The 21,356-nt window shown below is 63.7% G+C and carries 11 protein-coding genes and 5 pseudogenes; 7 read left to right on the top strand and 9 right to left on the bottom strand.

What is annotated here, in order from left to right; translation table 11 throughout:
* A partial coding sequence (locus ACIP9D_RS32545) for a M23 family metallopeptidase (RefSeq protein ID WP_350877529.1) occupies positions 1–636 on the bottom strand: 636 nt, incomplete at its 3' end.
* A gap of 248 nt (positions 637–884) precedes the next feature.
* Here ACIP9D_RS32545 and ACIP9D_RS32540 point away from each other — a divergent pair.
* Both ACIP9D_RS32540 and ACIP9D_RS32535 read left to right on the top strand, forming a co-directional pair.
* Positions 885–977: pseudogene (locus ACIP9D_RS32540) on the top strand (IS5/IS1182 family transposase); the annotation flags it as partial.
* A gap of 672 nt (positions 978–1,649) precedes the next feature.
* Positions 1,650–2,114, top strand: coding sequence for a hypothetical protein (locus ACIP9D_RS32535; RefSeq protein ID WP_400451389.1), 465 nt, complete (start codon positions 1,650–1,652; stop codon positions 2,112–2,114).
* A gap of 1,294 nt (positions 2,115–3,408) precedes the next feature.
* Here ACIP9D_RS32535 and ACIP9D_RS32530 read toward each other — a convergent pair.
* Together ACIP9D_RS32530 and ACIP9D_RS32525 are read right to left on the bottom strand one after the other, a co-directional pair.
* Positions 3,409–4,470, bottom strand: coding sequence for an alpha/beta hydrolase family esterase (locus ACIP9D_RS32530; RefSeq protein ID WP_400451388.1), 1,062 nt, complete (start codon positions 4,468–4,470; stop codon positions 3,409–3,411).
* 601 nt (positions 4,471–5,071) lie between these two features.
* Positions 5,072–5,986 (bottom strand): annotated as a pseudogene (locus ACIP9D_RS32525) (IS481 family transposase); the annotation flags it as partial.
* A gap of 197 nt (positions 5,987–6,183) precedes the next feature.
* Between ACIP9D_RS32525 and ACIP9D_RS32520 the strand changes: the two are divergent.
* The 3 genes and pseudogenes from ACIP9D_RS32520 (at position 6,184) to ACIP9D_RS32510 (ending at position 11,231) form a co-directional block, all read left to right on the top strand.
* Positions 6,184–6,855: an enoyl-CoA hydratase-related protein gene (locus ACIP9D_RS32520; RefSeq protein ID WP_350877534.1), complete on the top strand. Its 672-nt coding sequence runs from the start codon at positions 6,184–6,186 to the stop codon at positions 6,853–6,855.
* A gap of 88 nt (positions 6,856–6,943) precedes the next feature.
* Positions 6,944–7,393 (top strand): annotated as a pseudogene (locus ACIP9D_RS32515) (transposase family protein); the annotation flags it as partial.
* Positions 7,394–9,185: 1,792 nt separating this feature from the next.
* Positions 9,186–11,231 carry a BTAD domain-containing putative transcriptional regulator gene (locus ACIP9D_RS32510; protein ID WP_350877497.1) on the top strand — a complete coding sequence of 682 codons (2,046 nt, stop codon included), beginning with the start codon at positions 9,186–9,188 and terminating at the stop codon, positions 11,229–11,231.
* 627 nt (positions 11,232–11,858) lie between these two features.
* On the opposite strand, the pseudogene ACIP9D_RS32505 reads toward ACIP9D_RS32510, so the two are convergent.
* Positions 11,859–11,984, bottom strand: a pseudogene (locus ACIP9D_RS32505) (transposase); the annotation flags it as partial.
* 2,111 nt (positions 11,985–14,095) lie between these two features.
* Between ACIP9D_RS32505 and ACIP9D_RS32500 the strand changes: the two are divergent.
* Positions 14,096–14,497 (top strand): roadblock/LC7 domain-containing protein, encoded by a 402-nt coding sequence (locus tag ACIP9D_RS32500; protein ID WP_350877499.1) that lies wholly within the window; start codon positions 14,096–14,098, stop codon positions 14,495–14,497.
* 325 nt (positions 14,498–14,822) lie between these two features.
* Here ACIP9D_RS32500 and ACIP9D_RS32495 read toward each other — a convergent pair whose 3' ends face one another.
* From ACIP9D_RS32495 to ACIP9D_RS32475, 5 genes are all read right to left on the bottom strand, one after another.
* Positions 14,823–15,317, bottom strand: coding sequence for a DinB family protein (locus ACIP9D_RS32495; RefSeq protein WP_350877501.1), 495 nt, complete (start codon positions 15,315–15,317; stop codon positions 14,823–14,825).
* 731 nt (positions 15,318–16,048) lie between these two features.
* On the bottom strand, positions 16,049–16,402 hold the full coding sequence (locus ACIP9D_RS32490) for a DoxX family protein (protein WP_350877503.1): 354 nt from the start codon (positions 16,400–16,402) through the stop codon (positions 16,049–16,051).
* A 641-nt stretch (positions 16,403–17,043) separates the two neighbouring features.
* Positions 17,044–17,664: a TetR/AcrR family transcriptional regulator gene (locus ACIP9D_RS32485; RefSeq protein ID WP_350877505.1), complete on the bottom strand. Its 621-nt coding sequence runs from the start codon at positions 17,662–17,664 to the stop codon at positions 17,044–17,046.
* Positions 17,665–18,187: 523 nt separating this feature from the next.
* Positions 18,188–20,224: a glycogen debranching N-terminal domain-containing protein gene (locus ACIP9D_RS32480; protein WP_350877507.1), complete on the bottom strand. Its 2,037-nt coding sequence runs from the start codon at positions 20,222–20,224 to the stop codon at positions 18,188–18,190.
* Positions 20,221–20,598: an SCP2 sterol-binding domain-containing protein gene (locus ACIP9D_RS32475; RefSeq protein WP_400451391.1), complete on the bottom strand. Its 378-nt coding sequence runs from the start codon at positions 20,596–20,598 to the stop codon at positions 20,221–20,223. The genes ACIP9D_RS32480 and ACIP9D_RS32475 overlap by 4 nt, the downstream gene beginning before the upstream one ends.
* A gap of 280 nt (positions 20,599–20,878) precedes the next feature.
* Between ACIP9D_RS32475 and ACIP9D_RS32470 the strand changes: the two are divergent.
* Positions 20,879–21,103: pseudogene (locus ACIP9D_RS32470) on the top strand (transposase); the annotation flags it as partial.
* Positions 21,104–21,356 lie beyond the last annotated feature (253 nt).

Genomic DNA, 21,356 nt, shown 5'->3' with positions numbered 1-21,356 from the left:
GATACGGATCTGCCGCCGCGAGCCAGTGGCCGCGTCGACCGCGGTGTAGGTCAAACGCCCATCCGGCAACACCCCATAGATAGAAGCAGTACCGCTGGCGCAGTTGGCGCTCGTCCGCGTCACGCTGTAGGAGTGATCGTTGTGGGTGATGCCCGACGCCACTCCGTTGAAGTAGGACTGTGTCTTGTTGCCGTTGACGCGCTGCTCATAGTGCAGGTGCGGACTTCCCGATTCGCCGGTCGAGCCGACGTTGCCAAGTTGCTGACCGCGTCGAACCGACTGGCCGACCGACACCATCGGGGCATACTTCATGTGCAAGTAGAGGGTTTCCCAGTCGTCTCCGTGGCGGAGCTTGACATAGTTGCCGCTGTAGTTGTCCCAACCCGACGCGGCCACTGTGCCGGCGAATGAGGCGAGGATGGGGCGGTTGTCGGTGGCCCCACTGGTCGCGAACATGTCGATGTCATAGTCGTCGTGCCCAGTATAGGTAGTTAGCCACCACGTCTCACCGCAGGCGAATGGCAACTGAAAGAGGGGCCGCGGGTCGGCGGCATGCGCGACCGCAACGGTTGGCAGTGCCGCAAGAACGGCAAGGCAAGAGAGGACGAAGGTACGGAGTAAGGCACGCACGGACATGTGGGCTACTCGCTTTCGCCGAAATCGGGATGAGGCGGTGACACTGTCAGGCAGCGCAGAGAACATTTTCTGCGTTCATCCACCCTCGTTGACGACGCCGAGGTTGCTGATGCCTTCGCCGTCCATGCGTACGGATCGACGCCGAGGTAGCAGATAGCGCCGGTAAAGCTCGAGAGTGAGCGGTAGGTCAGCATGACCATCGTGGACGCGCTTCAGCAGTCCTTCAGGGCTGCCGGTGAGAGCATCGCGGCGGACGTCCGGGGCTTCAACAAGGCGATCTACGCAAACGCAACGTCGTGGAAAGCTGTTTCAACCGGCTCAAGCGGTGGCGTGACCTAGCAATCCCACCCCGACCGACCTTGCCGGACAGGCCGACCGGCCGGTCGGTGAAGCTGACTGTAACATCGTGACGATGCCCAAACAAGTGAGATCGACCGGCGGCCGAAGCGCGCGCAGCCATAGCCACGAGCAGGGTTCCGTCACCTGTCGAGCAGAACCTTAACGGGGCGCGGCGCACGCGGGCGGGTGATCCACTGCGCCGGGAGTCCTTCATCCCATCCCCGATTGCAACGACGTGGCGGAGGTTGGCAGGGTGCGACGTCGGTGACCGCGGTGTCGCCGCCGAACGGAACTCGCCCGGTCAGGGCCATGGCCGGCAACGACGCCGAAGGCATAGATACCTAAGGCAAGCGTGCGCTCCTGCTTGGTGACCTGCTCAGGTGCCATCCAGGGAAGAACATCAACATCCAAGGGCTGTTCTGGTGACCAGTGTGCATGATCGTTGTTCGCCTGGTGCCGTCGGGGAGTTGGACAGGGTCCGGCGAGAGTTCTATGACTGGTTGGCTGCTCGGGCGGACGGGTTGTTCGAGCTGACGGACGCGGTGTGGTGCGGCGATCGGCCGGTGCGGTCGTTGGTGGGGTTGTCGCTGGTGGGTGAGCACCGTCGGGGTTACGGGGCGTTGTAGACGCCCTCGTCTGCGGGCGGCTGGACACTGCGCACCTGCCTCGCGGCGGTGCCGCTGCCGCGGGCGGCTGATAGACGTCTCGTTCCGGCAGTGGACGCCACCTACTGGCAGCGGCCGGACCACCGCAGCGGACCCTGTGTCACACCTACGGCCGCGGCAAGGACCAGCACATCCCGATGCCCGGCTGGCCGTATTCGATGGTGGACGGCGCTGTTGGAGCCGCAGCGACTGGCGCCTGGTGATGACGCGGCCACGGTCACCGCTGGGCAGCTGCGGAACATCGTGAGGCGGCTGATCGCGACCGGGCAGTGGCGGCCCGGTGACCTGGAGTTTCTGGTGGTGGCCAACGCCGGCCACGACGCGTCCCGGCTGGCGTTACCCCTGCGTGAGGGGTGCCCGTGCAGGTCCTCGCGCGGATGCGCTCAGACCGGGTACTGCGCCGGGCGGTGCCATTTCGGCAGCCCAAGACGGTCTGCCGGCCACCCGCCACGTGCGCGGTCAGACCCTCGCTGACCACGGGATCCCGCGCCGCAGACTTTAAGACGAAGACTGACGCCAACCGCTGGTTGACGCCGCTTGAGGCAGACATTTCGAGTGGCACCTGGTGGGACGACCGTGCGGCGTCGGAAACGTTCGGCAACTACGCGCGGGCCATCCTGCGGGACAGCCCGAAGATTAGCGTTCGATGGCGGGAGACGTGCGAACGGAATCTGCGGCTGCATTTGGTGCCGTTGGTCGACGTGCCGCTTCGCGATCTAACGACGAGTCAGGTCCGGAGTGGCTCGCTGCCGGCCTGCGTGGCAACGGTGGACGCGACTCCATCTCTCAGTCGTACCGCTTCCTGCGCATGGTTATGAACACCACACCGCCGCCGCCGACGACCCGACCTACCCCGTGTACGAACGAGCCCTGGCCACCGCCCGCCTCTCCCGCCGCCGAACCGTGCCCGCAACGGTCGCGGCACTCGTGCTAGTAGCGCTGATCGGGACTGTGCTCCCGTTGGCGCATACCCCCTCCGTCAACCCGGCGGCTGGCGCGGACGCCGCCCTGCCCGACCGGATCGCCCTGCCACCGATCGGCACCCTGAACGCCACCGACCGACCCCGCCTCGGCCCTGCGGCGGTAATCTTCAGCGGCCAAGCACAACGCCTGCAGGGCTACGACGAAGATGGCATCGTTGGCGTAGTCAGCGCCGACTCCGACCGCTACCGGATCTTTCCATCGGCTACGAGGCACCCGTCGGCGAGAAGGTAATCCTCTCCCCTAACGGCCGGTACATCGCCCAACCGGGCGGGCTTCCCGACGACCCGCGGGTCGACATCATCGACATGGTCGCCGGCCGCACCCGGCAGTTACCGAGCGACGTCGCCGACAGCGTGGGAAGCCAGCCCTTGGCCTGGTCACCGGACGGGAAGCAACTGGTAGTACACGACACCGTGCCAACCAGCCCGGAGGGCTCCGGCTACCAGTCGCCGTCAAGGCACTGGCGACAATGAGGTATCCGAGGTCACCTTGCGGCGGGTTTTGCCGGCCATCACGCTGCTGCGGTCTCCCATTCCGGAAAGGACCGGAGGAAGCGAGCGTCTATGCGAGGCCACCGGCACTAATGCAAACAGACCTCGGTCTCCATCCTAGCTATCAGTCCCGCATAGTTGGACGCTCGTGGAGAAGGGGAAACTGGGATGACGCGAGTCGCGAACCGCGCAATCTTGCGTGCAATTCTCCGCGCACCGCGTGGCGAACCATCCGTCGCGGCTCATAACCCGGTTCGCACCGCCGGCCAGGTCACGAACCCCGCCACCAATGATTAACCCGGCGGCCTAGCGGTCGGGGCATCCTGAGGGCTGTCCGTAGATGTCGGTAACGTACGCGCCTCGCTGCTCGCGGCGGTGCCTGCCGGGTGCGCTTCGAAGAATTCCCAGAGGACTTGGGTAGCGTTCATGGCAGTACTGGGCGGATCGAGATGCAGCAGTCGAGCTGCCCGATCCGAGACCTCCGACCCGGGCCACCCATGACCGGCGCCTTCGATGCTGAGTAGTTCGACCGAACGCCCCATCGGACATTGAGCTGAAATGATGCGAACCGGGTCACCGCCGGTGGTTTGGGATGGTCCGCAGCTTTCCGCGCGACGCCAGAACTCGTTGAGCTCAGGTATCGGGGGGCCAGCGGCGTCTACCGGCCTGGCACCCCGTCCTTGGTTGTCCCGTCTGCCCGGCCCACCGGCGTACGGCAGGGTGGTGTCGGCGGTGCCGTGCACGTGGATGACGGAAACCGGTTGCGGCGACGGGCACGGGCCGAGCATCGTGCCGGACACGACCCCCACGGCGGCAAAGGTTGACGTCTCGCAGGCGAGTCGGTAGGCGAGCATGCCACCATTCGAGATACCGCTGACATATATTCGATCGGAGTCCACGCGCTGGGCTTGGGTTATGGACTCCACGGTCGCGACGACAAACCCGACGTCGTCGACGCCTTCGGTTGCAGAGGGTCCGCAGCAATCACCGGTTATTGCCCAGGACCGCTTGAGGCCACTGGGGAATGCTACAAGGAAGCCACCACGGTCGGCCTGGGACATCCATCCGTAAGACGTTGCTGCTTGTTCGCCCGTTCCAGACGCGCCATGCAACATCACGACAAGCGGGATGGGCTTGTCGGGAGGAACGCTACTGGGGCGATAGAGATGGTACTGACGTTGGTTGCCGTCCACTATGATCGTATGTTCGATCAGGCCGGAGCCCGTGGTGGTGGGCACCTCGCCCGCTGGCGGTGGATTGCTGCCGATGCAACCACCGAGAGCGATCACAAGCGCGAACGCGGTTATCGTGATTAGCCGCTTAAGGTGACCGCTTGGGAGGGCACTGAAGTTCATATGGGGTATATTGCCGGCTCGGTGTTCGAGGCTCGTCAGCCCGTTGTACGAAGCCGATCTGGGATTAGAGCCTCGGATCAGCGTCCGGGAGTCCGGTAGCTGCACCGGTCTACGAGCCGGCTCCCGAGGAGGATGTCTCCACATATTGCCCTCCTACGCGTGGTGGGAATCTCCGTGCCCGAGGTTTGCTCGGCTGCACACGGCCAACCGCAGGTACGTGGCACCACGGTCTGTTTGGGCCAGTTGTAAGGTGCAGGCCCCCCGCAGTCAGCCGAACGCCCGGACGATCTGGCGTGACACCGGCATGGTAGACCGGCCGGTCGGTCTTGAACGAGATGCTAGCATGCCTCTCGAAGCAGAGCGGTCCACGTCGCGAGATTGCCGAGAACCCCGTCGGGACAGCGTGATGTCACCGCCCCGACGAAGGCGGATCGACCTGGCGTTGGACCCTCACAGCTACCGAGATTGTCGCTTGATGGGGACCCATCATCGCTTCGCACGACGACGCCAACGATGAAGCGGCCGCGTGACACCTCGGCGCCTTGTCAGCGTTGACGACCCTCGCCATAGGCACTCCCCCGCCACTCCACGCCGATCGGGGCTGTCCCGACAGGTTGGTGACGCGGCTGGCGGGTGGTGGGCCGCCGAGCGCGGTGTGGGTCGATGGTAGTTGTACCAGTCGAGCCAGTCGGTGCGGGCGTCGTGGCGTTCGGTTTCCCTGGTGTAGGGGCGGTGGTAGGCCCATTTCTCGATGAGGGTGCGGTGGAATCGTTCGACCGTGCCGTTGGTCTGCGGTCGCAAGGCCTTCGTGGGTTGGGGGCGGATTGCCGAGCTGGTCGCAGGTGCGGCGCCAGGTGTGTTTGGTATAGGCCCAGGGGTTGTCGGTCAGGACGTGTTCGATGGTGACGCCGCGGGCGACGTACCAGGCGGTGGCATGGGTGAGGAAGGCGGCGCAGGTGCGGCGGTTTCGTCGGTGAGGATTCTGGTCGACCAGCTGGCTGTGGTCGTCCACGCCGGTATGGATGAAGGCGTATCGGACGCCGGTGCGGTTGCGTGTGCCGGCGCCCCTGCCGATGACGCAGTTGTCCGCCGCCGTTGGGGGTGCGGCCGAGCCTTGACGTCGGTGTGTAGCAGTTCACCGGGCCGATCGCGTTTCGTAACGCACGATCGCGCCGTGGCCCGGTCCAGGCAGAGCAGTCGCGGCATGCCGTGGCGGATCAGGATCCGGTGGGCGCGCGCGGCCAAGCGAGCCGGACCGATGCGGTGCTGGCGGGTAGGTCGAACACGTGCTGCTCCACCGCCACTAGGGTGCGTGCCGGCGAGCGGTGAGAGCGGCTGGGCCGGTCGAGCATGACCGCCTCACCCTCAGAGCAGTAGCGATCAGCCCAGCGTTTGGCGGTGGTCGGGGCTGACTTGGAAACGCCCGGCAGCGCGGCGCAACGGTCAGTCGTCGGCGACGATGCACCTAGCCAGACGCAGCCCCGGTTGGCGTTAGCGGTGCAGTAGCGTCCGCTATGAGGACCTTGTCCTTCCCGTAACCAACGTCCCGGGACAGCACATCTAGCGCAGCTCAACCAACCATGCTAGCGTCCGACCGCCCGGTCGGTCTGTAGGGCGTCGAACTGGTATTGCCGCGTAAACCAACTTCCGGCCGACAGCATCGACGGCGCCAAGCCCGGCCTCGGCAACCCCATTTCAGCACGAAGGAGTACCATGCCCACCCTTACCCGTCGAAACGACGTGTTCGTTCTCGGTCTCGGCGACAACGAGAACCGCTTCCATCCCGATTGGATCACCTCTGTCAACACCGCACTAAACGAGGTGGAGCAGTCCGCTGGCGCCCGCGCGTTGGTGACTGTGGCGGAGGGCAAGTTCTTCTCAAACGGCCTAGACCTCGACTGGCTCTTTGCCAACGCGAACAAGAGGCGCGAATACTTAAACTCTGTGCATCACTTGTTCGCGCGGATACTCTCGCTCCCGCTAATCACCGTTGCGGCAGTACAGGGGCATGCCTTCGCTGCGGGGGCAATGCTCTCGCTTGCCCACGACGTCCGTGTAATGCGCGTGGATCGCGGCTTCTGGTGCCTACCGGAAGTTAAGCTCGGTTTGCCATTCACACCGGGAATGTTGGCTCTGATTCAGGCTCGGCTGAGCCCACAGACCGCGCATGAGGCGATGACGACGGCACGCCGCTACGGGGGTTCGGAAGCCCTCGCCGCAGCGATCGTCGACCGGGCAGTGCCAGAGAGCGATGTCCAAGACATCGCGACGGAGATCGCGGCCTGCCAGGCCAGCAACGCTGGCGACGTGCTCAAGTCAATCAAAATCGGCCTATATACGATGGCGCTGGAGAGGTTGCAGACGATGGAGAACTTGCAGGGCTGAACGTGTCCCTCACTCCCGGGACAAGAGACTTCGGTTCAGGGTGGACCTGCTCCCAACTCCGACCTGTCCGCCTCGCGGTCGACTAAGCCAGCGCCCGGTCGATCCGATCGCGATCGTCGACGGCACTCTCATTCCCACTCGGCACCGGCTGGCCGCGCCGAGTAAGAATTACCGCTACTCGACAAACTTGCAGGTCGCCATCGACGCGAGCATCCGCCTGATGATCGCGTTGGTGACCCTGCAGCCGGGCAACCGCAACGACACCATCGTCTGCCGCACCAGCGGGATCGCCGAGAAGCTGTCCAGGCGGCCGGTCATGGCTGACGGAGGCTACCGCGGCACCGGCAATGATCATCCCCCAACCCCCGCGACGGCGGCGAGCTACCCGGCGGGAAGGCCGACCTAAAATAGCGGCACCGCACGGTGCGTGCAGGTCGAACACGCTCTGGCCAGGCTTAAGTGCGGGAAGGTCCTCCGCGACTGCCGCCCCGCCGCCCGCACATTGACCGACGCCGCATCCGACATCGCCCATCCGCACAAATCGCCCTCGCGGGCTGACCAACATTCCGGTTGCCCGAGCAGCGCGTCCACTGGGTTACGAAACGTTGAGGTTCTTGCCGATTTCGTGCGAGTCGCGCGTATGCCGCCTATTCAGCTTCGGTGTCGAGTTGTGGAGCAACGATTGCGATAATGTCGATCGGCCTGCGGCCGTGGGTATGAGTCCAGACGAACGTCGGGTGGAAGCTGTGGTGCAGTGCCCAGCGCTCCCAGATGCAGCGATATGCGGAGTCGGATTCGACCAGTACCCGTCGACGTCGAACAGCACGACCAGGTTACGGAGCCCCGTCCGCCGTTTGGGTCGTCCGGCGCATCTGCTCGATGGCGTTGACGGCCTGGGCCGTGAGTTCGTGGATGAGTCGGCCCGCTGGTCGGACTGCCCGGATGAGCTCGACCGATTGGCCGGCGTAGAGGGCCATGTCCGCCAAGTCGCCGGTCATGCCGGGTAGCGGGATCAGATCCTCGTCCAGAAGGTCAGCGCGGCCGGGTTCTCCTTGTCCGTGACGACGTTCAGTCCCTGCTCACTGAGCCATGCTGCCACATCCCACTTGAAACGCGTTACCGGCGAGGTTGTTGATCTGCCCGTCGGTGAGCGAGTTCTGGAGATCGCTCACCACACCGTTGCTGTCGACGGCCCATCTCGCCGGCCAGGTGCCCGAGCTGGTCGTAGGTGAGCTGTCCCGCGTGGTACGCCCGGACCGCACCAACCTGCACGTAACTGCGGGCCGAGGTCCGCGACTCACCCGTGCCTCAAATCACCCGCGTCTACCCAACGTCCGTGGTGTCGGACCAGAACGGATCTACTCGCGTTCCCGCCGTGCTCGGCGACCAGGCGGACCATGCAGGCACTGGGACGGCTGCCAGCCGGTGAACGGGAAGATCAAGTCGGGGCGCTGCCGAGGTCACCTGCATTCCGGGCATCCTCGTTGACCGTCCTCATCAGACGGACGCCGAGGTTACGGGGCGCGCCTGAGCCGAGCAGCCGCGGAAAGAAGACGAACGCCTCGAATAACCCGAGGGAGGTCACGCCGAGCGGGCCAAAGATCAAGCTAGCGGTGGCGACTACTCCCCTGGTGATCAGCTCGCGGCGCAGGCGGCTGGCGGCCCCCTTGCGCGCCGACCGACCGGCCGGTCATCATATCTGTTAACACACGTCACGCGCGGACATGGTCCGTGCCGATATGCCGGGTGGTAGAACCGCTAGCCGCATCGAGAAGGGCCACGATGAAAACCTATCGGTATCGGAATCCATGCGAGGCGCAGTCGGGCAGCGTCGGTTGGCGTTTCACGCCCCGGGAGCGCCTTGGTCTCTGACTGCAGGCTAGGCACGAAAGTCAAAAAAAATCGTGGCCTGGCGGGCCGAATCAGTCCCGGCGGTTGCGCGGACCCGCCAGCACCCGTTTTATAGTCCGATTACCCGACGAGCAATACTTCAAATTTACACCCCATGGCGGCTGCCGCTGCCGCCCGCTAATTCTGTGCAAACTGCATCGCTACTTCCATCTGGAGTTTGCGTGCCAAATAGGCTTATCTGGAATCCGACTCGTTCCCTAATCGTGGGCGTGTTGGCGCTGGCCCTGGGCGTCATCGTCACGACTGATGCGTATGTCACCTATAAGACCACGACCGCCACAATCGCCGACGACGCCACACGTCGACCGGTCCGCGGGAACCTTCAGTAGGTTGCAGGATAGTCTGATGCGGGGTAACGAATGACAGTCAAAGCATTCGCGATACTCGGCCCGGTCGAGGTATGCGCCCGGGAAGGTACCGTGGCACTCGGTGGTATTCGCAACCAGTGCATCTTGGCCGCTCTGCTCCTCGATGCTGACAGGGTGGTCTCGATCCGCCGGTTGATCGACGCGGCATGGGGAGACGACCCGCCGAGCAGTGCGCGTGTCCAGGTGCAGAACCGGGTTGGAGTGCTGCGCCGCTTGCTGCGCACCCCGCACCCGGAGAGCGAGCTAATTGTCACCAGAGGATCGGGATACTGGCTAAGCCTCAACGACTGGGAACTCGATTTGCGACGGTTCGACGAGGAGATCCGCCGCGCCGACGGCCTTGCAGCCAGTGGCAACCTGCGCGAGGCGAGCATTGTCCTCCGCGCGGCGCTGAGGTTGTGGCGCGGCCCGGCCCTGGACGGGCTGACCACCCCTCTACTCCAGGCCGCCGCCGTGCATATCGAGGAGCGGCGGCTGAGCACGCTGGAACGCCGTCTGCAGCTGGACCTTGACCTGGGCCGGCATGGAGAGCTGGTGCCCGAGCTGACCGACCTCACCGGCGCGTACCCGTACCGGGAGGGCCTGCATGCGCTGCTCACGCTGGCGTTGTACCGGTCCGGGCGACGCGCGGAGGCGCTGCACGCGCATCAACGGGTGCGCAACCTGCTTGCCGAACAGGTCGGGGTAGAGCCTGGCGAGCGGCTGCGCATGCTGCACGAGGCGATGCTCCGCGAGGATGACTCGCTCCCCCTGGTGTCGCCTGCGGGTGGGTCCACGTTCGTCACCCTGCGGCCGGCAGCGGTGCCCCAAGAGCTCCCGGCGGATGTAGCCATGTTCTGCGGCCGGCGACACGCGTTGACCGAGCTCGACCGGCTGCTTCCTGAGGCAGGCAAGGCCACTGCGCCGATGGTGACCTTGGCGATCGTAGGCAAGGCCGGAGTGGGCAAGACATCGCTCGCGGTGCACTGGGCGCACCGAGTGGCGAGCCAGTTCCCGGACGGTCAGCTTTACATCGACCTGCGCGGATATGCACCGGCACCACGGATGCGCCAAATCGAGGCGCTGGGCGTGCTATTGCGCTCGCTGGGCGTACAGCCGGAACATGTGCCGATGGATGTCGCCGGAGCAGCCGCCATGTACCGTTCATTGACGGCTGGCAAACGCATGTTGGTGCTGCTGGACAACACACGCTCCGCGGCAGACGTGCGTCCCCTGTTGCCCGGCGGCCCCGGCTGCGCGGTTCTCATCACCAGCCGGGAACGGCTCACCGGGCTGGTCGCCCGGGAAGGCGTCCGCCGCCTCACCCTGGACGTGCTCACTCCGGACGAGGCGGGAACTTTGGTGGCCGGGCTCCTTGGCGAGGGCCGGGTCCGGGATGAGCCGGAGGCGGTAGCCGAGCTGGTCAGCCTGACTGCGTACCTGCCGCTTGCAATACGCATCGCGACTGCGCGCCTGACGCAGCAGCCGTACCGGCGCGTTGCCGACCTCGTCGCGGAGCTGCGTACCGCAAAGTGGCTCGTTGCGCTCGCCGCCGACGAGGATGAGGAAGCCTCCGTCCAGGTCGCCTTCGACTTGTCCTATGAGACGGTGCCGCCGGCCGCGCAGCGGCTGTTCCGGCTACTCGGTCTGGTGCCTGGCGTCGATTTTTCGGCCGCGGCTGCAGCGGCGCTGAGCGGCACAGGGCTCGCCGAGGTGCAGCCACTGCTTGACCGGCTCGCCGCAGCGCATCTAATCGACGAGCACGCCCAGAACCGGTTCGCCTTCCACGACCTGCTCCGCCGGTATGCCATCTACCGGGCCACGGCACAACACAGCGCCGACGAGCGCGTCTCGGCTCTCGACCGTCTTTACCGCTGGTACCTAACCGCGGTAGGCGGTGCGGCGCGTGAGCTGTGTCCGCAGATGGTGCGGCTGCCCAATGTTGGCGGCGACCGCCTCGATGTCGCGCAGAAGGCGGAGGCTCGCCTGGCTGGATGTCGAGCGGCAGAACCTACTGACGACGATTCATCATGCCGCCGATCAGGGGCCGCGTCAGGTGAATTGGTCGCTCACGGACTGGCTGCGCGGATACCTGTGGCAGCGCGGCCGCCTCGCTAAATGGTTCGGGGGCCGTCTCGGCGGCACTGGCCGCCGCCGAGACGGCCGCGACCCAACAAACCAGGCCGCCATGCGACACATCCTGCTCAGATAAACCTCTGCCTCGGGGACCATGAAAGGCGCTCACGCTCCTAACTACGGCGATCGACCTGTCCGGCCAGGCGGACCGGGCCGAATCACCACCGGCCCTACACCGCCACCGCGGGCGGCGAACTGGCCTTCACCCTGTGCGTCTTCCCTGCTGGCAACCGGGCCTGGGGCAGCTTGGGTTCTGGTGGGCGAGCATCTCGAAGTACGCGTCCGAACTTCGCTGATCTACAGCAGACTGACGGCTTTTCGCCGATTTGTTCTACTCTGGCCTCCACCGATGTTGTCTGCTGGGTATAGGCATATTGCAATCCGTGCAATTTTCGACGCCGGCGCGTAGGGCGCGTGCCTCCGCAAAAGCTCTGATTGACGGCGGCCACAAGCAGCGTCGGATCCACACTTCGTCATTCGAGCCGTTGAACACGGCCAGGAGGCAAGCGTATCCAGTGCCGTCTTATGTCGACAGAGCATTCCGCGCACCATACCCAGCCGAATCGCGATGGAAAAGCGCGGTCTGGGGTTAGACAATGCTGATTTCATCAGGCCCTTCAAGCCGTCGCAGACGGCGATCCACACGTCCTCGACGCCCCGGTTCTCGATTCCGGTTAACACCGCCAGGCAGAACTTGGCGCCCTCGCCGTCGTCGCCGGCCCAAAGGCGAAGGATACCCGTTATTCTGCGCATACTGGCGCCAATGCCGCTGGAGCGTCACCCATATCCGGGTTCGGTCGGTGTCTGCCCAGCGTGCCGCCGACGCGCGGCCGACCCTCACACATCGCAGCGAACCGTTACCTGGAAAGGCGCATTGTTCACGCCCGGGACGGCAATGATCAATAAATGATGCCCCTGTGATACCTGATGCCAGGCTAAGGTCTCAGGTCGATGTGATTTGAGACAGAGGCCGGGAAGCCCACTGTCTCGTCGTGAAAGGGGTTATTCGTTGAAACGTGGTGCTGCTGGCCTTGTTGTCCTTGCCATCTCAACCGCAGCGGTGATTGCTCTCCCAGCCTCCCCCGCTCAAGCGGACCCTTGTGGGGCGAGCAGTTATTTGAGTAACGGCACTCAGTATGTCGGATACCGCAATTGCGGTGGGGGCACTTCCCCCCGCTTCAAGGCCCACATCGGCGGCAATTGGGGTGGTTGCTACGCGGTTCCGGGTTATAGCTACGGCACCTTGCACCAGCGTAGCGTCGGATCGCTCCAGTCATGGGGCCTAGCCTCTTGCTGAGGGGTGCGTTCCGGAGCAATGCAATTCGCTCGACCTTAGCCTGAGATGACTGGTTGGTCGTTCTCCTGCAGAGGGAGGACGGCCGGACCAGCCCGCCTCCGGCACCTGGTCAAGTGGAATTGGCAGCTTTGCGGTTGTTACGGTGATCAGTGCGTTGACGTTGCCCGGCTGGTTCCGTCGGCAGAACAAAGCCGGTTCCGCCAGGATATTAACGCCTACTTGCCTGGCGGGCGGGGCGCGCTGCTTGAGTTCACCGATGTGCGATTTGCGTGCCAACGGATCGGTCCGGTCACTCGTGAGGCTCTCGATGATAGGGGCAGCGCTGCCGCTGAGGGCGGGCGGGTCGTGCAGACTCGCCTGCTCTCGCCGTGCTCCTCTGTCGGGTCAGGAGGTTTCCACTTGAACACGGCCCATAGCGTGCAGATGGAGACGTACTTATCGCTACTAGAAGTGCGGAAGGCATCTGGTGGAAGGGTTCTATCGCCCTCTCCATCACGCTCCTCGCCCCTACCACTAAACCAAATTTACCAAGCACGCAGGGAGCCCTTCGACCAACAACGTTCTGGCCGAAATCGTTGGACGGTTAACAGCCATACGATACCACCTGGCAGTAAATAATGTTGAGCGTCGGACCTATTGTGCCGGCAGCGTTGAATGCAGTGAATAGGCCGGGAATGCGGTTTCGGGGGTAGTCGTCATGCGCCGCCCGGATATGCCGGATCGTCATCGGCAGCACTGGCCGCGAGCGGTCCAGGGCCCGGATTGGGATTTCTCGTCAACGCACAGCGCGACGGCCTGTACGGGCAGGTGGTGGTACAGACCGACGACGTCGACGATCTTCTCGACGAACTGCGGGGTCGGTGCACAATGAGCCGCCCCGGCCTTTGTAGATTCTTCCCCGCTCGAAAGGATCGAGAGCTGGCAGTGAACGAAGCCGCTCCCGCAGGAGTTGCACGAGCGGGCGGTCCGGATGGTCGCGGCGACTCAGCTATCGATAGCCGGCGCGGTTGAACTCGACGCGAATCGCGGCGAGGTGCTGGAGTCGGCTGTCCCCCGCCGCAGTGGTCGGGATGCTGGTAATTCAGGGTTATCTGGCGGTCATATTTCCGGTGACTCCCCCGGACCGTATCGCGTTGCTTCTGTGGCCACCGAGAGCTAGGAAACGTTGTCGGCGCGAATGGTTGCATGGCGGTGAGATTGCAGTGATGTCGAACCGCATATCGGGTTGGGAACGTGGGTGCAGCCGACCCATCAGGTCACGATTACCACTGTTCTGCCTGAGGGGCTGGTCAATTTGCCGGGCGCTGTGGTCTCAACTGCTTTCCCCGACGCAGGGCGAGCTGACGTGGCATTCCGTGGCCCTCAACATCGACGGACGAACCCTTGGGCCAATGGGCAAACCGCCCCCGCGTGTTGCCTATCACGCGGGAGGCCTTAGAGCCTTAACTCCTGACAACTGGCGGTTTCCTTACATGGCAGCTGCCTCGCCATGTTTGCTGGCTCGCCGCAACTCTACGATCACGACCGGTGTGAGAGGCCGAGGTTAGGAATGACGGAAGACGGAGTCGGTAGCAGCCTTGCTTGGCTCGTGGACGAGCTGGTTGGCCGAGTCAAGCAGGCGCAGCATGCCGTCGTCCTGACGGCGGACGGTCTGCTGTTGGCCTCGAGTAGGCTGCTCGGCTCCGACGATGCCGACCACCTCGCCGCGACGGCCGCGGGGGTGCACAGCCTCGCCAAGGCTGCTGGGGCGAAGTTTGGAGACGATGTCGTTCGGCAAACCATTATTGAAATGCGGTCTGCATTTCTTTTTGTCAGTGCCGCGGGAGATGGGGCCTGCCTTGCAGTGCTTGCAACTGAAGATGTCGAGCCCCATCTCATCGCCTACGAGATGGCAATCCTTGTCACCCGAGTTGGTGCGTTTCTTGCCGCTCCAGCACGCACAACTGTCTGACCCATCTAGGTGGCATGTCGCCACTGCTTGATGGCGTTGCCCAGGTTGGTTGCCACCAAGTCAGGGCGATTTCGTGTTAGGCGCGCAATGTATGAAACGTTGGCCAATGCGGGTGGCTCAGGGATAGTCGCGGCGGCAGGCGGGTGCGCAGCCGGCGGGTAAGCTGACGACTGTCCGCCTTCACTTTCCCAGTAGAGCGCCTGGGCAAATCATCTCGTCAGAGCCGGCCTGATCCCGGCGACGAGGGTGAACGTCCCGGTGCACACATCCGGGCATGCCGCATGGCGGATGCAGCAATTCGCGCAGCGCCGGTGGAGGGAGTTAGCTATCGAGGCCCGAGCCCCGTCTCTCCATCGATCAACTCGCGCACGATGTCGAGGTGACCCGCATGACGTGCGGTCTCCTCGATCATGTGGAGAGCGATGCGACGCAGGTCGGTGACCTCCTTACCGAGCGGACCTGGGTGACGCCCTCGGGCAGGCGCAGACAGCGGCATAGAGGCAAGGACGGCGTTGGATCGCTCACACTGCGCGCGGTAGAACGCGAAGACCACCGACGGTGCTCGTGGGGTGGTAAGCGGCATGTGGTCGTCGTCGGGCCAGGCCAGCGGCTCAGCGGAGCCGGTGGCAATTTCCTGGAACCAGTGCCGCTCGGCGTAGCCGAGGTGTTCCAGGAGACCCAGCGGCGTCCATCCCGAGGGCAGGACGGCGGTTGTCAAGGCCCCGTTTTCGAGGCCGTCAATGATCGAAAGAACGCTGGCACGTTGCGCCTCCAGGAACGTCAACAGTGCGTACTTCTCGCCGTCATCCACCCGGTCCACGCCCTTCCTAGTCAAACTGTTGGGACACCTCGCGCCGGATCACTGCTGCGGGTGCCCGACGTTAGTTGTCCGGACCGACGTACTTCCTGGCACAGCGGGGGCCGGCCCGGGGCGTGCCTGCCGGGACGCCTCGCCAGAGCCACCCCGAGGTATCCCCATATGCCGCGTTCCGCGCGCCGCCTGTTGCTCGCAGATGAGCTGGCGGACGAGTGCCGCTTGACAGTCGAAGGAGGACACGGCCGGTTTGTCGGCTATTTAGGCGCACCTTCGCACCTCGAACCCGGATTCGGGTCGACCTTCACCACCGTGCGGCACCGCAGCCGGGTCACCGTTGCACGCGCCCGGCATCCGCGCCGCTGGCCTGGTGACGGCGTTCGAACTCATCGCGGCTGCTCAAAAACGGCCGGTGGGCGGTCTACGCCCACACCTCTTCGCCCTGGTCTGCGCCACCGCCGTCTTCGTCGACGGTCGACTCGTCGAACGACCCCACCGACACCTGGCGGGACCGCAACTTCCCGATCCACAGGTCTTGGCGATTTCTCGCGGAACAGGATCCGGTCCCACGTTTCGTCCGCGGGTCCACTGGCGCAACCGCTTCGTGCGCGTCTTCGACGGCCCACACCGATCCGGCAGGGTCACGCAACGTAAGAGTGCGTTCGCAGCCTCCAGCGAGGCCCGCCTCCTTGATGACCTGCGATGATCCCGCCATCGCTGTGCAGGACCCACAGGTGTCACCGAAGGAACGACCACCATGTGACAGCTACACAGATGGCCAGCATGCCGGTGGCATTCGTGAAGTTTCTACCGAAGTCACGCTGGCGGACGTGCAGAGCTACGGCTACCGCAAAGTAGGTCACTAGCGCGGAGGCAGTGGCCAAGCCCAGGTACGGGATGAAGATACCGAGAAGCAGTCCGCCTGCAGCGCCTGCCTTCAAAGGGGCAAGGACCGGCCAGAAGCGTTCAGGAAAGGCAACGTCCTTCAGACACTGACGGACAAACTCGACTGGCTTGACACAAAGTACAGCGTCAGCGAGCTGAAGGATGGCTAGTGCGACGACTGGCCAGATCGGTTCCGGGATGCTCATTCCGCGTGTCTCCTAACAATGCCAGGAAACAGCTTAGCAGACCGACCGGTCGGTCGTCCATACGGCTCGCACCGGGATCCTGCAAGAAGTCGGCGACGGCACCGCCTTCCAGCCTTCGGATACCTCGCCGCCCACGCCAACCTCTCCCCGACACCCGCCGCCCCGGCAAGCAGCACCCGCGGCGACTACCCAATCCCAAACGGCAACAAAGACCTCGAATGCCCAATCTTCTGTATACGTTCGCCGTCCCACCGGCAGCCGCACCTACTATGACAGCACAGGCACCGAAAGCCCGAAGACAGCGCCGCCCTTATCTGCCTCGTCGGATGCGGCTGCAACGTCCAGTTAGCCGTGCTCCGCGACAAGAACCGCTACCAACCCCGCCACCACATACCGGTCGCCGCGGCACCGACTTATAGGACAACTTAGGCGATGTTCGGCTCTCGTCCCAGCGTCCGCCCTGCTGCAGGCGCGAGTTCGAGCTGCTCTGGACGGCACAGGGCAGTGCACCCAACACAGCACATTGAGGTAGCCCGACGCCACACGCTTGACGGGGGTGCCGAAGTTCATATGAGGCGCCAGGATTACCCGCCCGTCAGGAGGCCCAGAAGAGGCGCGATTTGGAGCCGCCGCTCAAGGCACTACGGCCGTTGCAGGAACCATCGCAGGGTAGTGCGGGTGTTGCGGTGGAGACGTCCAGCGTCGAGCTCGATGAGTGCTCCCTCGGCCACAAGACCGACCCACAGCCTGGCAGCGTCAAGTGGGTGGGGCCACCCCATCGCGCGGAAGTCCGCGGCACAGAGCTCGGCCATTTGCGCGTTGCGCAAACGCACGGCGTCGGCGATCGGCGCCTCGGCGCGGGCCTCCAGCAACAGGGCACGCACACCGCGATCCCGCAGACACGCGTCGAGGTAGGTCTTAGAGGCCACCAGCAGACGATCAACGCCGGGTGGCATCTGGTCGATCGCCCGCTGGATCTCATCACGGAGGCGCTCATGGAAGTTGCTGTGCAGCGCAAGGAGGTAGCTGGCTCGATCTTTAAAGTGGTGGAAGAACGAGCCCTTGGAGACGCCTGCTTCGTCTACCAGCAGATTGATACTGAGGCCCGCGAGCCCGGTTCGCTCCGCAAGCCGCAGCCCGGTTTCGATGAGACGCTCGCGTGTCTGAGCGGCTGCCGCAGCCCGGGCGTTCTTCGGTGAAGGAACGCGCTTGGGCAAGACGGATCCGGTACTTGCGTCGTCAGCTTCTCTGGTCTTGAGCACGCACCCGATGATACCGGTCGGCCGTCAGGACGGTCGAGCGTGACGGCCGACATTCGGGGCAAAGGCGCCTCAATGGGGTCTACAACCACAGATGGTCACGCCGCCCATTTTCGAAGCCGCCGTGCACGTCGCCGGCGATTGCTGAATGTGCCGAGCGGCTCTGGCTCTGATCAACGGGGATGACCTCGTAGGATCCCGCCGGCTGACGGGCAGAGCAACGGGCTGCCGAGGGCCACCTACCACTCGCCCACACCGAGATCGGCGACCGCACCATGTCTACGCCAGGTAGCCCCGCACCGCCGGCAAGCCGACTCTGCCCGCAACACCCCTGCCGGCTCTCGCTGAGGATCCCTCATCCATTCAGCAGCAATCGTCAGTAATCCAGGCCGTACCCTCCCTCGGATGGCAGGGCTGTCAAGATTGCCGACATTTCATCCTCACCCTCCCTCCGACTGAAACAAATTCATCGACGGGAAGCATCCTTGTCGCGCAATAGCCGATCGGCAAAGGCCCGCCGTCATCACTAGTGAGTATCAACAGGCTGATACGAAGCGTCGGTCCGACCCCATCTGCCGGGAATGCCACGCAGTGTCAGCCGGCCTATTTTCTCCGGCATCAGGGGCTCAACCAGCAGTTGCTCTTTCGATGGCCGCATTCCGAGCATCGTCCGCAGCAGCAGCAATGGGGCACCTGTGGACCAAGCTTGAGGGCTACACGCGGTAGGATATTCGACCGGATACTTTGTCAACTCCCGATCATACCCGCCGAACGCCTCCGGCAACCGCCCTTGGAAATACTGGGCAGCATCGATCATGCCCTCGGCAATGCGGCTGGCCTCGGCAGCAAAACCATAGCGCCGGAGCCCCCAGGCAATGAATGAATTGTCGAACGGCCAGACGGTGCCAACGTGGTAGCCGACGGGATTGTATCGACCCTCTCCCTTTGCCAGCGTTCGCACTCCCCAGCCAGAAAACAACCTTGGACCGAGTAGATGTTCGGCGATCTTGTTGGCCCGGCTTTCTGGGATGATTCCGCTCCACAATAGGTGGCCAATGTTGGAGGAGAGAACATCTACCGGCCGGCCATCGGCGTCGAGTGCAAGCGCATAGTATTCGCCGTCCTCGATCCAGAAATCTCGATTGAAGCGTCGTTTAAGCTCGGCTGCTTCTCGCTCCAGCCGGTCGGCATACTTTGGATCTCTCCAGAACTCACGAGCCAGCCGCGCGCCGCGCACTTTAGCGTCGTAGGCGTACCCCTGCAATTCGCAGGTGGCGCGAGGGAAACCAGGAAGTCGACCATCCCGGTATGAGATGGAGTCCCAGGAGTCCTTCCAGCACTGGTTGTCCAAGCCGTTTATCGTGTTACGCCGCTGGTACCATACGTAACCGTTGCCCATCAGGTCGGCGTACTCGTCAATCCAGTTGAGCGCCGCTCGCGCCTCCTGCTCGAGCTCCTGCACTAGGGCGCCGTCCCCCGTCCACTGCTCATATTCGTCGAGCAGGATCACGTAGAGAGGGGTGGCGTCGGCCGAGCCATAGTAACGCGAGTGTGGCTGCTCCTCGAACGCGGCAGTCTCCCCGTAACGCAACTCATGCACGATCTTTCCCGGTTCCTCCTCGCGGAAGTCATCCTCCTTGGCACCCTGCGTAACCCCGAGCATGCGCAGGACCGTGCGGGCGAGATCTGGCCTGAACGGCAGTGCCTGCAGACTAGTAAAGGCGCTATCACGGCCGAAGATCGTCATGAACCATGGCAAACCTGCAGCCGGAACGGGTTGACTTCCGGTAGGCAGCGGCCTATACCTCAACGCGGCGAGATCGACTAGGCTGCGCCGATACGTCATCGCCAACGGCTCGAGTTCGCATTCCAGGCGCGGCGCATTTGAAACCCACTGCTCGAGGTCCTGCTCCATCTTTTTAACGGCTGGACCCGGGAATCCTTGCAGGCTAGTTCGGATATCTCGACCGTCAGCCCCCAACGTCGCCACATGAATATTGGTGACCCAAGCGCCTTGGGGTTCGACGCGAACCCTAAACGTTAGTCCCTGTTTATCGATCTCGGCCACTTCAGTCGACGAGACAAACGTCTCGCGCCGATACGCCTCTCGCTGGTAGCCAAGACGCAGACCGCCGGCCTCCACCCGAGCATAATGCTTTCCCTTCTTAGGCTGCACATCCTTAACATCAAACAAATCGGCAAAGTCGCTACCAGCTTCCAGGCGAATGGTTAGGTCAGCAGGCTCTCCATCATGGTTGAGGACGATCAACTCCTCATCAAAGCTGCCTCCGACCGACCGCCGACGGATGACCGACAGCCTCGCGTCCACGTATTGAGTCGGCTCACCTGGAACTAGGAAGAAGCGCGCCTCAAAGTACTGCAGGTCGTCCACCGACAGCGCATGCAGTCGCTCCCCGTTGACCCTTAAGCGCCATAGAGACAGAAACCGGGTGTCAAATGAGAACAACCCGTTCGGAGTCCCCGGCGACGGATCGATATCTCCGTGCCCATTGCTGACCACGAAAGTATTGCCGTCCAGGATGCTGACGATATCCTTACTCACCGCGCCGCCCTTCCCTCGCCGACCGGTCGTCGCCGATGCCGAACGCCTGGCCGTTCAGGAAGGGTCCGGACGAAGAGCGCCGAGAGCCGTTGATCGCCCTCAAGCGTGAGTTCATTACGCAGCCAAGCCGCGACCGGATGCGTAACGCCGCTGGCGATAAGGTCGAAGACTCCCCCGTCGGCCCGGAGGATCAAATCCGCCGGATTACACTCCCGTGATACGGTAACGTTACCCTTTTCAATGGCAACGAGCCAGTGATCGGTCCCATGGTCTCGCCGTAGATCGAAACGTAGGATTCCCGACACAGCCTCAAGCCGGCGCTCATGCCCACGCCGACCGAGCCCTTCAAAGTACTCCGTAGTGGGATCCAGCATCGGCATCCGGCCTCCTCGTCTTGCCCACGGGGTCCTACCAGGACCCAAGCATCGTTTAGCCTGGAGTGCCTCTGCATCACCCGGAAAGGGTGAAGTCGCTTCGAGCCCGCGTTCCCAGCGGCTGTTGGAGGCGAGACAACCGCGAGAGCTTCGGCCGGGATCGCGCTAGCTGAGGGTCTGGTGGGCGTGAGACGACCGCTGCAACTTCTGATCAAGGAGTAGCTCCTGATGCGGAAGCAATGCTTGGTGGGAACGTTTATGCTTGGGGTTGTCCTACCTCGACGACCCGAGGCAATGGATGGAGCAGCTCCTGGAGCGACTCAGCCATGCCGACGGAGTCCTGATCCTCGATGGGACCGGCTTCGTCAAGAAGGGCTACGCCGCAGTCGGTGTACAGCGGCGCTACACCGGTACCGCGGGCCGGATCGAGAACAGTCAGGTCGCGGTGTTCCTGGCCTACGCCTCACCGCCCGGCCGTGGCTTAATCGATCGGCGCCTTTACTTAGTGGTGGTTTCAGAATGACTTGCGATGGCTCGGGTGCAGGCACGGTCTGACATCGGTAGGAGATGTTGAGTCCGCCATCCACGGAGTCGCCCACCAGACACCGGTTCGCTGTTCGCCATGGCACTGACGTGTCAGCGGCACTCGCTAGCGTCCATGCAATGACCTCAAGTGATCAGCTGCTTGACCTGATCCGGAACACCCCAGAGATCGATCTACTGCTGCGGTCATCGTTTGGCTTCGACATCCATCGGAA

The organism is Micromonospora sp. NPDC093243 (assembly GCF_044753725.1).
Classification (GTDB): domain Bacteria; phylum Actinomycetota; class Actinomycetes; order Mycobacteriales; family Micromonosporaceae; genus Micromonospora.
This window is presented reverse-complemented; position numbering and strand designations above follow the sequence as displayed.

Excerpts from the sequence above, each read along its gene's own strand:
- ACIP9D_RS32530 (WP_400451388.1), bottom strand. The coding sequence starts at position 4,470 with ATGAACTTCAGTGCCCTCCCAAGCGGTCACCTTAAGCGGCTAATCACG.
- ACIP9D_RS32520 (WP_350877534.1), top strand. The coding sequence starts at position 6,184 with ATGCCCACCCTTACCCGTCGAAACGACGTGTTCGTTCTCGGTCTCGGC.
- ACIP9D_RS32500 (WP_350877499.1), top strand. The coding sequence starts at position 14,096 with ATGACGGAAGACGGAGTCGGTAGCAGCCTTGCTTGGCTCGTGGACGAG.
- ACIP9D_RS32490 (WP_350877503.1), bottom strand. The coding sequence starts at position 16,402 with ATGAGCATCCCGGAACCGATCTGGCCAGTCGTCGCACTAGCCATCCTT.
- ACIP9D_RS32475 (WP_400451391.1), bottom strand. The coding sequence starts at position 20,598 with ATGCTGGATCCCACTACGGAGTACTTTGAAGGGCTCGGTCGGCGTGGG.